Consider the following 11326-nt stretch of genomic DNA (forward strand, 5'->3'; position numbering starts at 1 on the left):
GCTACAGCGGTGGTTCGGGTGCTCGTGCGGTGATGCAGGCCGACGGCAACCTGGTGGTGTACGGGGGCCGTGGTGAGGCGTTGTGGTCCACGCGGACGTATGCCTCGTCGGGTGGGTCGGTCCGGTTGTCCGATGACGGTGCGGTGGTGGTGTCGTCGGGTTCGGGGGCTGTGCTGTGGTCCTCGGGGTCCGATGACCGTTCGGTGCTGCGTGCTGGTCAGCGGTTGTTCGGTGGTCAGTCGTTGGTCTCGGCCAACGGTGCGTACCGGTTGGTGGTGCAGGCCGACGGGAACCTCGTCGTGCAGTCCGCTGGCGGTGCCGTCCTCTGGACGCAGGGGGGTGCCCCCGGCGGGAGCCTGATCATGCAGACGGACGGGAACCTCGTGCACTACCGTCCGGACGGCTCCGCCTCCTGGGCCTCCCGGACCTGGTCACCGAACCTGGCGACTGCACGTCTGCTCGACGACGGCGTCCTCGTGGTCGTCGACGCGGATGCCAGAGCGCTGTGGGCCAGGTCGCCCTAGTCCGTGTCGGCGATGGTGCAGAGGACGGCGCCGCTGGTGACGCCCGCCCCGACCTCGGCGGTGAGGCCGGTGATGGTGCCGGCCTTGTGGGCGACGATGGGCTGCTCCATCTTCATCGCCTCCAGGACGACCACCAGGTCACCGGTCGCGACGGTGGCGCCGTCCTCGACGGCCACCTTGACGATCGTGCCCTGCATGGGCGAGGTGAGGCTGTCCCCGGACGCTGCCCCACCGCCGGATCCGCCGCCCCGCTTGCGCGGCTTGGCCTTCGCGCCGGCCGCGGGCGCACCGCCACCGGCGGCGAGGCCGGCGGGCAGGGAGACCTCGAGACGGCGGCCGCCGACCTCGACGACGACGGTCTGGCGCTCCTCGGGCTCGTCGGACTCGCCTGCGGCGCCGTAGGGCTGGACCTGGTTGTCCCACTCGGTCTCGATCCACCGGGTGTGCACGGTGAACGGCTCGGACGTGAAGGCTTCGTCGCGCACCACGGCGCGGTGGAACGGGATGACCGTGGGCATGCCCTCGACGGTCAACTCGTCCAGGGCCCGGGCGGCCCGCTGCAGGGCCTCGGCCCGGGTCGCGCCGGTGACGATCAGCTTGGCCAGCATCGAGTCGAAGGCACCGGCCACCTCGCCACCGGCGACGACGCCGGAGTCCCAGCGCACGCCCGGGCCCTGCGGCACCGACAGCGCGGTGACCGGGCCGGGGGCGGGCATGAAGCCGCGCCCGGCGTCCTCGGCGTTGATGCGGAACTCGATGGAGTGCCCGCGCGGGGTGGGGTCCTCGGTGATCTCCAGCGGCAGGCCCTCGGCGATGCGGAACTGCTGGCGCACGAGGTCCAGACCGCTGGTCTCCTCGCTGACCGGGTGCTCGACCTGCAGGCGGGTGTTCACCTCGAGGAACGAGATGTCGCCGTCGACGCCGACCAGGTACTCCACCGTGCCGGCACCGACGTAGTCAGCGCCACGGACGATGTCCTTGGCCGATGAGTGGATGCGGGCCCGCTGCTCGTCGGTGAGGAAGGGCGCCGGCGCCTCCTCCACGAGCTTCTGGTTGCGCCGCTGCAGCGAGCAGTCGCGGGTGCCGACGACGACGACGTTGCCGTGGGTGTCGGCGAGCACCTGGGCCTCGACGTGGCGGGGCTTGTCGAGGAACTTCTCCACGAAGCACTCGCCGCGCCCGAAGGCCGACACGGCCTCGCGGACGGCGGAGTCGAACAGCTCGGGGATCTCCTCCATCGTCCGGGCGACCTTCAACCCGCGCCCGCCACCGCCGAACGCGGCCTTGATGGCCACCGGCAGGCCGTGCTCCTCGGCGAAGGCGACGACCTCGTCGCCGTTGGCCACGGGGTCCTTCGTGCCGGGCACGAGCGGGGCGCCGGCCTTGGTGGCGATGTGCCGGGCCTGCACCTTGTCCCCGAGGGCGATGATCGCGGCGGGGGAGGGACCGATCCAGGTCAGCCCGGCGTCGAGGACGGCCTGGGCGAAGTCGGCGTTCTCGGAGAGGAACCCGTAGCCGGGGTGCACGGCGTCGGCGCCGGACCGCTGCGCGACCTCGATGATCTTCTCGATCACCAGGTAGGACTCACCCGGGGTGTTGCCACCGAGCGCGAAGGCCTCGTCGGCCACCCGCACGTGCAAGGCGTCGCGGTCGGGGTCGGCGTAGACGGCGACGCTGGTCAGGCCGGCGTCCTTGCAGGCGCGGGCGACCCGGACGGCGATCTCGCCGCGGTTGGCGATCAGGACCTTCTGCACTGCGCACAGCCTCCTCGATGAGAACCGCCTGGACTGTAGCCAGGCGCGGTGCCGTCTGCGACACAGGGCAGCCGTCCCCCGGCAGCTCAGTGGCGCAGCTCACGGGAGGTGAGGTGGGCGGCCTGTGGCCGCTGGGGCTCGTGCAACGGGACGGACGGACCCCTCCGGCACGACGTCCGCTCCGCGCTGTGGTGCTGGATGCCGGGTGGGTGGGGCCGTAGTTTGTCGACATGACGTCTGGACCGAACACGCCGCCGTCCACGGAGCCGCTGAACGCCTCCCACGACGACGACCCCGCCGGGTACGACGAGATGCGCGCGGCGGGTCACATGGCTCGCCGTCGGCTGGCGTTCTACGACGAGGTGGTCCGCGGCTCGGAGGGCACCGTCGTGGAGATCGGCATGGGTACCGGTGTGCTCCTGCGCGAGCTCGCCAAGCGCCACCCCGATCGCTCGTTCGTCGGGGTCGAGCCGTTGGCCAACTACGTGGAGTTCGCCCGGGAGCGCGCCGCGGAGGAGGGCCTAAGGAACGTGCGGGCTGAGGTGGGCACGGGTGAGGACCTCGTCGCGGCCGTCGGGGCGGGCGCCGCGGGACTGGTGATCAGCGTCGACATGCTCCACCACGTCGCGGACGTGCGCGAGGTCGCCGACCAGGTGGCCCGGGCCGCAGCCCCGGGCTGCCAGTGGCGGGCGATGGAGCCCAACCGGGTCCACCCCTACGTCCTGGCCTACCACGTGCTGACCGACGGCGAACGGACCTTCCCCGTGCGGCCCTTCCTGCGCACGGCCGCTGCAGCTGGGTGGCGCCTCCAGGGTCGGCGGAACCTGTACCTGTACCCGAGCACGGTGGCCCGCGTCCCTGCGTGGGCCGAGAAGGTCGAGCGGCGACTCGAAGGGCTCCGGCCCGTCGCCGGAGCGGTGGTGCTGGACCTCCGCAAGGTCGGCTGAGCTGGTCAGCGGGTCCAGAAGTCGGTGATGGTGAGCCCCAACCGACCGAGCTGGACCCGCAGGAGCGGCAGGGACAGGCCGACGACGGCGGTGGGGTCGCCCTCGACGCGGCGGACGAAGGGTGCGCCGAGGCCGTCGAGGGTGAAGGCGCCGGCGACCTGCAGCGGCTCACCGCTGCCGACGTAGGCGTCGAGCTCGGCGTCCGTGGGGACGGCGAAGTGCACGGTGGTCGACGAGACGGCCACGTCCCGCCGCGTGATCGCCCCGTCGCGGACGTCGAGCAGGGCCTGACCGGTGTGCAGGACACCGCTGCGGCCACCCATGCGGCGCCACCGCAGCCGGGCGTCGTCGGCGTCGGTCGGCTTGCCTAGCGGCTGACCGCGGAACTCCAGCACGGAGTCGGCACCGATCACCAGCGCGTCGGTCTCCTGCGCGGCGACCGCCTGCGCCTTCGCGGTCGCCAGCAGCGCGACCAGCTCGGCGACGCGGGGGGAGGAGATCGCGGTCTCGTCCACGCCGGAGACGACGACCTCGGGGGACAGGCCGGCCTGGCGCAGCAGCTGCAGCCGCGCCGGGGAGGCGGACCCGAGGACCAGGCGGCGGCTCATGCGAACCGTCCCGAGGCCCGCCAGCCGCCCGGCCCCGCCTGCAGCGGACGGCGGAACCCGTCGGCCCGCGACGCCCAGGCGCCGACCGGGGTCGGGCGCACCCGCTCGCGCCGCTGCGACAGCGCGGCGACGACCGCGGTGAGCGCGGCCAGTTCCTCGTCGGTCGGTGCCCCGGAGACCACCCGTAGCAAGGGTGCGGCCTGCTCGCTCACAGCGGGATGTTCCCGTGCTTCTTGGCCGGCAGGGTCTGGCGCTTGTTGGCCAGCACGCGCAGGGCCTTGGTGACCTGGATGCGGGTGTGCGAGGGCAGGATGACCGCGTCGACGTAGCCGCGGTCGGCCGCGATGTAGGGGTTGGCCAGCGTGTCCTCGTACTCGGCGATGAGCTCGGCGCGACGCTCGTCGGGGTTGTCGGCCTCGGCGAGCTCGCGCCGGTACAGGATGCCGACCGCGCCCTGGGCGCCGACCACGGCGATCTGGGCGGTGGGCCAGGCGAGGTTGACGTCGGCCCCGAGGTGCTTGGAGCCCATCACGTCGTAGGCGCCGCCGTAGGCCTTGCGCGTGATGACGGTGACCAGCGGGACGGTCGCCTCGGCGTAGGCGTAGATGAGCTTGGCACCGCGCCGGATGATGCCGTCCCACTCCTGCGAGGTGCCGGGCAGGAAGCCGGGGACGTCGACGAACGTGAGCACCGGGATGCCGAAGGCGTCGCACGTGCGCACGAAGCGGGCGGCCTTCTCGCTGGCGTCGATGTCGAGCGTGCCGGCGAACTGCGTCGGCTGGTTGGCGACCACCCCGACCGGTCGGCCCTCGACCCGGCCGTAGCCGATGAGGATGTTGGGCGCGAACAGCTCCTGGACCTCGAGGAACTCGCCGTCGTCGAGCACGTGCTCGATGACGGTGTGCATGTCGTAGGGCGAGTTCGCCGAGTCCGGGACGAAGGTGTCGAGCTCGCGGTCCTCGTCCGTCACGCCGTCGAGCGACACGTCGACGGGGGCGACGTCGAGCACGGGCAGCGGGTCGAGGTTGTTGGCCGGCAGGTAGGACAGCAGCGTCTTGACGTAGTCGAGCGCGTCCTCCTCGTCGGAGCCCAGGTAGTGCGCCACACCGGACTTCGTGTTGTGGGTGCGCGCGCCGCCGAGCTCCTCGAGGGTGACGTCCTCGCCGGTGACGGTCTTCACGACGTCGGGCCCGGTGATGAACATCTGGCTGGTCCCGTCCACCATCACGACGAAGTCGGTGAGGGCGGGGGAGTAGACGTGCCCGCCGGCGTTGGCGCCCATGATCAGCGAGATCTGCGGGACGACGCCCGAGGCGTGCACGTTGCGCCGGAAGATCTCGCCGTACAGGCCGAGGGAGACCACGCCCTCCTGGATGCGCGCGCCGCCGCCCTCGTTGATGCCCACGACCGGGCAGCCGTTGGCGATCGCGAAGTCGAGCACCTTGACGATCTTCTCGCCGTAGACCTCGCCGAGCGCGCCGCCGAAGCTGGTGACGTCCTGGCTGAAGACGGCGACCGGGCGCCCGTCGACGGTGCCGTAGCCGGTGACCACGCCGTCACCGAAGGGGCGCTTCTTCTCCAGCCCGAAGTTGGTGGAGCGGTGCCGGGCGAACTCGTCGAACTCGGTGAAGGAGCCCTCGTCGAGCAGGAAGGCCACCCGCTCGCGCGCGGTCATCTTCCCGGCGGCGTGCTGCTTCTCGACAGCCTTCTCCGACCCCGCGTGCAGTGCCTCCTGCTGCCGGCGCTCGAAGTCGGCGATCTTGCCCGCCGTGGTGTGCACGTCGATGCCGTCGGGGACGCTCTCGCCGGCGTCCTGCAGTTCAGCCGCGCTCACGTGACCTCAGCCCTCCCAGCGAACCGTCGGCCCCTGCTCCGCTGCGGAGGCCATCCGCACCGGCCGTAGCGTAGGGGACATGGACGACACCGGCTCGGGGCGCTACCGGGACCTCGACCGCCCCGGCCTCGACGCCGTGGCCCTGGTCACAGCTCTGCGGCGCGGTGGCGGGCTGTGGCGCGAGGTCGAGGTCGTCGACGAGATCGGCTCCACCAACGCGGCGCTGGCTGCCCGCGCCGACGGCGAGGACGAGGGCCTGGTCCTGGTCGCCGAGCACCAGGTGGCCGGCCGTGGCCGGCTCGACCGCACGTGGACGTCCCCGCCGCGGGCCGGGGTGACCGTGTCGGTCCTGCTGCGGCCCGACGTCCCGGCGGCCCGCCGCGGCTGGTTGTCGATGCTCACCGGCGTCGCCCTGGCCGAGTCGCTGTCGGGCCTGGCGCGGACGTCGCTCAAGTGGCCCAACGACCTGCTCGCCCCCGACGGCCGCAAGCTCGCCGGCATCCTGGCCGAGGTCGCCGACGGCGGTGTCGTGGTCGGTGTCGGCCTGAACGTGAGCACCCGTCCCGACGAACTGCCCGACACCGGGACGTCGCTGTCCGAGCTGACCGGCGACGTGGTCGACCGCGCCCCGGTGCTGCTGGGGTACCTGCGCGAGCTGGAGACGCGCTACCGCCGGTGGGTCGAGCACGCCGGCGACCCGGTGTCCTCCGGGCTGGCCGCCGACTACCTGGCCTGGTGCTCCACGGTCGGGGCCGACGTCCGCGTGACGATGCCCGACGACACCGTGCTGGACGGCGTCGCCGAGGCCGTCGACTGGGACGGCCGGCTCGTCGTGCGCACGCCCGAGGGACGGGTGGAGCTGTCCGCCGGGGACGTCCGACACGTACGGCCCGCGTCGCGCGAGCGGTGACGACGGCGCCGTCGTCGGCCATCCTGGTGGTGTGGCCTACCCCGACAAGCTGCTGGCCGACGACGAAGAGGTCGTCCGGCACCTGCACCCGCACTGGCTGACCGTCTTCTGGCCGCTGGTCGCCTTCCTGGCGCTCGTGGGCCTGGGCTCGTTCGGTGCGGCCCTGATCCCCGAGGGCTCGAACCAGGGCGTCTTCCGGCTGGTGGTCCTGGTCGTCGTGCTGGTGCTGGCCGTGCCGCTCGTCGCCGTCCCGCTGCTGCGCTGGCGGACGACGCACTACATCATCACGACGCACCGGATCCTGCACCGCGTCGGCATCCTGTCCCGCACCGGCCGGGACATCGGGCTCTCCCGGATCACCGACGTGTCCTACACGCAGACGCTGTGGGACCGGATCATCAACTCCGGCACGCTCACCATCGAGACCGCGGGGGACGGCGGGTCCACGGTCTGGACGGCGATCCCGGACTCCGACGGCGTGCAGCAGCTGCTCAACCACATGGTCGAGGAGGACGCCGACCGCCGGGCGCAGGAGAGCGCCGGCTACATCGGGCAGTACTACCGAGGCGACACGGGTCCCTTCGAGCCCGGTCGCTGAGCACCGCCCACCGTTCTGTCGGTGGGTCGGCCTAGCGTCGTCGGCATGCGGTTGCTGCACACCTCCGACTGGCACGTGGGCCGGTCCCTGCACGGGACCGACCTGCTGGCCGAGCAGGAGGCCGTGCTCTCCGGCCTGGCCGCGGTCGTGCGCGCCGAGGGGGTCGACGTCGTCGTCGTGGCCGGCGACGTCTACGACCGCGCGGTGCCCTCGGCCGACGCCACCGGCGTGCTCGACCGTGTGCTCTCCCGGTTGCGCGGCGCCGGCGCCACGGTGGTGCTCACCCCGGGCAACCACGACTCCGCCCGGCGGCTGGGGTTCGCGTCGGGCCTGCTCGCCGTGTCCGGGGTGCACGTCCGCGCCACCACCGCCTCCCTCGACGAGCCTGTCCTGCTGGCCGACGAGCACGGCGAGGTCGCGGTCTACGGGTTGCCGTTCCTCGAACCGGAGGTCGCCCGGCACGAGCTCGGCGCCGACCTCGCCCGGTCCCACCAGGCGGTGCTGTCCGCGGCGATGGAGAAGGTGCGCACCGACCTGTACTTCCGTCCCGGCGTGCGGTCCGTGGTGCTGGCGCACGCGTTCGTGCAGGGGGGGCTGCCCAGCGACAGCGAGCGGGACATCGCCGTGGGCGGGGTCGACGTGGTCAGCGCATCGGTGTTCGACGGCGTCGACTACGTCGCCCTCGGTCACCTGCACCGCCCGCAGACGGTCACGCCCCGGGTGCGCTACAGCGGCTCCCCGCTGCCGTACTCCTTCGGCGAGGCAGGCCAGCGCAAGCAGGTCTGGCTGGTCGACCTCGACGCCGAGGGGTTGGCCGAGGTCCGCCCCGTGGCCCTCCCGACCCCCCGCCGGCTCAGCGTCGTCACCGGCGAGCTGGCCGAGCTGCTGGCCGACCCGGCGCACGAGGCGGTCGCCGACGACTTCGTGTCCGCCCGGCTGACCGACCCGGTACGGCCGACCGACGCCATGCGGCGCCTGCGGGCGAGGTTCCCCCACTGCGTGCACCTCGAGTGGGCCGGTACGCCCCGCGACGACGACACCCGCAGCTACACCGACCGGTTGCGCGGCCGCGACGACCTGTCGGTGGCCGACGAGTTCGTGCGGCACGTGCGTGGTGGCGTGGCACCCTCGGCGGCCGAGCGCGAACTGCTGGGGCGGGCACTGGCAGCCGCCGACCGCGAGGAGGTGACCCGGTGAGGGTCCACTCGTTGACGTTGAGTGCGTTCGGCCCCTTCGCCGGCACCGTGTCCGTCGACCTCGACGACGTCGGCCGCGACGGGTTGTTCCTGCTCTGGGGTCCCACCGGCGCGGGCAAGACCACCCTGCTCGATGCCGTGGTCTTCGCCCTCTACGGCTCGGTACCCGGGCCGCGGGGCCAGGAGAAGCGGCTGCGCAGCGACCACGCACCCGCCGGCGTCCGCACCGAGGTCTCCTGTGAGGTCACCCTGGGCGGCGAACGGCTCCGGGTCACCCGGCGGCCCGAGCAGGTCCGCCCCAAGAAGCGCGGCACCGGCACGACCACGGAGCAGGCCCTCCTGCACGTGCAGCGGCTGACCGACGGTGGGTGGGAGCCGGTCAGCACCCGCATCGACGAGGGGTCCGAGCACCTGCGCACGCGGCTGGGGCTCTCGGCCGAGCAGTTCTGCCAGGTGGTGCTGCTGCCGCAGGGCGACTTCGCACGGTTCCTGCGTGCTGAACCCGAGGACCGCAGCCGGTTGCTGCGCACGCTCTTCGACGTCGACCGCTTCGCCCGCGCCGAGGAGTGGCTGGCCGACGAGCGGCGCACCGCCGGTCAGCAGCTCGACCTGGCCCGGGCGTCGCTGGCCGGGCTGTTGGCGCGGGTCGCCCAGGTCGCGGGGGCCGACCTGCCCGAGGACCTCGCGGTCGACCCGGGCGACGTCGCCGTCGAGCGGTGGGTGCGGGCCACCACCCAGGCTGCCCGGTCGAGGGACGAGCAGGCGCATGCCGCGGCCGACGCAACGGGCCACGCGCAGGCCGTGGCCGAGGCGGCGCGGGACGCAGGACGGGCGGCCGCCGAGCGGCACCACCGGCTCGACCGGGCCCGTGCCGACCTCGATGCGCTCACCGCCCGCGAGGCGGAGGTGACCGCGGCCCGGCAACGGTGCGACCGCGCACGGCGCGCCGAACCGGTGCGCGACGCCCTCGAGATGGTCCGCCGTGCAGCTTCGGTGGTCGAGACCGCCGGCGCCGCGCTCCAGGGCGCCGACCGGTCGTGGGCCCGGGTGGCCGCCGGGCGCACCGCGGACGCGGCGACGGCCCGCGAGCTCCGGGCCGGTGCCGCGGTGGCCGAGGGCATGCTCGCCGACGAGCGCCGGGCCGTGGCACTGCAGGAGCAGGTGAGCCGGATGCGGCGGCGGGTGACCGATCTCGACGAGCACCTGGCGCTGGCGCACGGGGCGCTGGCCGGGTCCCCGGCGCGGCAGGCCGAGCTGGAGGGCAGGGTCGAGCGGGCCGCGGCGGCCGAGGCGCGGGTCGACGGCGCCACCGCCGAGCTCGACCGGCTGACCGAGCAGCTCGCGGCCGCCGAGGCAGTCGACAGGCTGGCGGCGCGGGCGACCGCGGGGCAGGCCGAGGTACTGGCGCTGCGCGAGGCGGTCGTCGCCGCCCGGGAGTCGGTGCAGGACCTGCGTGACGCCCGGCTCGTCGGCATGGCCGCCGAGCTCGCCGCTGCCCTTGCCGAGGGCCACGACTGCCCGGTGTGCGGCTCGGTCGAGCACCCCCGCCCCGCGTCGCCGGTGGGCCGGCAGGTGACGGCCGAGGCCGAGGACGCGGCGCGGGCCGGGCTCGAGCAGGCGGAGGCGCGGCTGGCTGACGCCCGGGCCGAGCAGGCCGAGGTCGAGGCTGCGCTGGCCGCGCACCGGGCCGTCGCCGGTGGGTCCGGGGCGGTCGAGCTGCGCGGCCGGCGCACCGACGCCCGGGCGGCGCTCGAGGACCTCGTCGAACAGGCGGCCGACCTCGGTGCCGCCCGGGCCGCGCTCGACGACCACCTCGCCGACGTCACTCGCCGGGCCGAGGACCAGTCCACCGCGCAGTCCACGCTGGCCGCGGCCCGCGCCGAGCTGGGGACGACCGAGGCTGCCCGGGCCGACCTGGCCGCCCGGCTGGCCGAGGTCGTCGGGTCCGACGGGGACCTGCGGGCCCGGCGGCGTCGGCTGCTGGCCGAGGCCGAGTGCTGCGAGGCATGGCTGGAAGCCCATGCCACCGACCTGCGGGCCCGTGCCGACCTGGTGCTGGCCGACGAGCGCGCGTCCGGCAAGGTGACGGCGGCCGGTTTCGCCGACCTCCGCGAGGCCGCGGCGGCGTTGCTCGACCCCGCGGCCACCGCGCGGCTGGCCGAGCGGGTTGCTGAGCACGAGCGTGCAGTGGCCGTCGCCCGGTCCGTGCTTGCCGACCCCGACCTGGCCGATCCCGGCCCGCGGCCCGACCTCCCGGCCCTCGAAGCAGACCTGCGCGCGGCGGTGCAGCGGCGCGAGGCCGCGGTGGCGCAGGCCGATGCCGCCCGGCGGTGCGTCGCCGAGCTGGCCCAGCTGGCCGGTGCGCTCACGGCGGCGCGCATCGAGCTCGACGAGCGCCGCGCGGTCGCCGGCCACGTCGCCGACCTGGCCGACCTCGCCAACGGCCGCGGTGCCAACACGCTGCGCATGCGCTTGCAGTCCTTCGTGCTCGCCGCCCGGCTCGAGCAGGTGGCCGAGGTCGCGAGCTCGCGGCTGCAGGACATGTCCGGGGGCCGCTACACCTTCCGGCACAGCGACGCCGCCGGCCGCAACGGCGCCCGCGGCGGGCTCGGCCTCGACGTGCTCGACGAGTACACCGGCCAGCTACGACCTACGAAGACCCTCTCCGGGGGCGAGAGCTTCATGGCGTCCCTGGCCCTCGCCCTGGGCCTGGCCGACGTGGTCACCGCCGAGTCCGGCGGGGTGCAGATCGACACGCTGTTCGTCGACGAGGGCTTCGGCTCGCTCGACCCGCTGGCCCTCGACGCGGTCATGGGCGTGCTCGACGAGCTCCGCCGGGGCGGGCGCACCGTCGGCGTCGTCAGCCACGTCGAGGAGCTGCGCACCCGCATCCCGAGCCGCATCGAGATCCGCACCGGGCGCGACGGATCCCGGCTGGCGGGGTGACCGATAGCC

General features: G+C 74.1%; 10 protein-coding genes. 6 read left to right on the plus strand and 4 right to left on the minus strand.

Features of this window, described 5'->3' with window-relative positions:
- The first annotated feature begins 29 nt into the window (after positions 1-29).
- Complete coding sequence (locus BLP29_RS12485) at positions 30-524, plus strand: hypothetical protein (RefSeq protein ID WP_092804959.1); 495 nt, start codon at positions 30-32, stop codon at positions 522-524.
- Here the strand turns inward: BLP29_RS12485 and BLP29_RS12490 are convergent.
- Entirely contained in the window at positions 521-2278 is a 1758-nt protein-coding gene (locus tag BLP29_RS12490; protein ID WP_092804961.1) for an acetyl/propionyl/methylcrotonyl-CoA carboxylase subunit alpha, read from the minus strand. The two genes, BLP29_RS12485 and BLP29_RS12490, sit on opposite strands and share 4 nt — an antisense overlap.
- 230 nt (positions 2279-2508) lie before the next feature.
- Between BLP29_RS12490 and BLP29_RS12495 the strand changes: the two genes are divergently transcribed.
- Positions 2509-3225 (plus strand): class I SAM-dependent methyltransferase, encoded by a 717-nt coding sequence (locus BLP29_RS12495; RefSeq protein ID WP_092804963.1) that lies wholly within the window; start codon positions 2509-2511, stop codon positions 3223-3225.
- A gap of 5 nt (positions 3226-3230) precedes the next feature.
- Here BLP29_RS12495 and BLP29_RS12500 read toward each other — a convergent pair whose 3' ends face one another.
- The 3 genes from BLP29_RS12500 to BLP29_RS12510 are packed head-to-tail and all read right to left on the minus strand — an operon-like array spanning position 3231 to position 5667.
- On the minus strand, positions 3231-3833 hold the full coding sequence (locus BLP29_RS12500) for a Maf family protein (protein ID WP_092804965.1): 603 nt from the start codon (positions 3831-3833) through the stop codon (positions 3231-3233).
- The gene (locus BLP29_RS12505) at positions 3830-4045 is read right to left on the minus strand and encodes an acyl-CoA carboxylase epsilon subunit (protein ID WP_092804966.1); all 216 of its coding nucleotides are present in this window, start codon (positions 4043-4045) and stop codon (positions 3830-3832) included. The genes BLP29_RS12500 and BLP29_RS12505 overlap by 4 nt, the downstream gene beginning before the upstream one ends.
- A complete protein-coding gene (locus BLP29_RS12510; protein WP_092804968.1) occupies positions 4042-5667 on the minus strand; it encodes an acyl-CoA carboxylase subunit beta in 1626 nt (541 codons plus the stop codon). Before BLP29_RS12510 ends, BLP29_RS12505 begins: the two co-directional genes overlap by 4 nt.
- Positions 5668-5746: 79 nt before the next feature.
- Between BLP29_RS12510 and BLP29_RS12515 the strand changes: the two genes are divergently transcribed.
- Genes BLP29_RS12515 through BLP29_RS12530 form a run of 4 tightly spaced genes read left to right on the plus strand, consistent with a single transcriptional unit; the run spans position 5747 to position 11317 of the window.
- Positions 5747-6577 carry a biotin--[acetyl-CoA-carboxylase] ligase gene (locus BLP29_RS12515; RefSeq protein ID WP_092804970.1) on the plus strand — a complete coding sequence of 277 codons (831 nt, stop codon included), beginning with the start codon at positions 5747-5749 and terminating at the stop codon, positions 6575-6577.
- Between the two features lie 31 nt (positions 6578-6608).
- Complete coding sequence (locus tag BLP29_RS12520) at positions 6609-7175, plus strand: PH domain-containing protein (RefSeq protein WP_092804972.1); 567 nt, start codon at positions 6609-6611, stop codon at positions 7173-7175.
- Between the two features lie 45 nt (positions 7176-7220).
- Positions 7221-8372: an exonuclease SbcCD subunit D gene (locus BLP29_RS12525; RefSeq protein WP_092804974.1), complete on the plus strand. Its 1152-nt coding sequence runs from the start codon at positions 7221-7223 to the stop codon at positions 8370-8372.
- A complete protein-coding gene (locus BLP29_RS12530; RefSeq protein WP_092804976.1) occupies positions 8369-11317 on the plus strand; it encodes an AAA family ATPase in 2949 nt (982 codons plus the stop codon). The genes BLP29_RS12525 and BLP29_RS12530 overlap by 4 nt, the downstream gene beginning before the upstream one ends.
- Positions 11318-11326 lie beyond the last annotated feature (9 nt).

The organism is Klenkia marina, from assembly GCF_900101025.1.
GTDB classification, from domain to species: domain Bacteria; phylum Actinomycetota; class Actinomycetes; order Mycobacteriales; family Geodermatophilaceae; genus Klenkia; species Klenkia marina.

Excerpts from the sequence above, each read along its gene's own strand:
- BLP29_RS12495 (WP_092804963.1), top strand. The coding sequence starts at position 2,509 with ATGACGTCTGGACCGAACACGCCGCCGTCCACGGAGCCGCTGAACGCC.
- BLP29_RS12500 (WP_092804965.1), bottom strand. The coding sequence starts at position 3,833 with ATGAGCCGCCGCCTGGTCCTCGGGTCCGCCTCCCCGGCGCGGCTGCAG.
- BLP29_RS12515 (WP_092804970.1), top strand. The coding sequence starts at position 5,747 with ATGGACGACACCGGCTCGGGGCGCTACCGGGACCTCGACCGCCCCGGC.
- BLP29_RS12525 (WP_092804974.1), top strand. The coding sequence starts at position 7,221 with ATGCGGTTGCTGCACACCTCCGACTGGCACGTGGGCCGGTCCCTGCAC.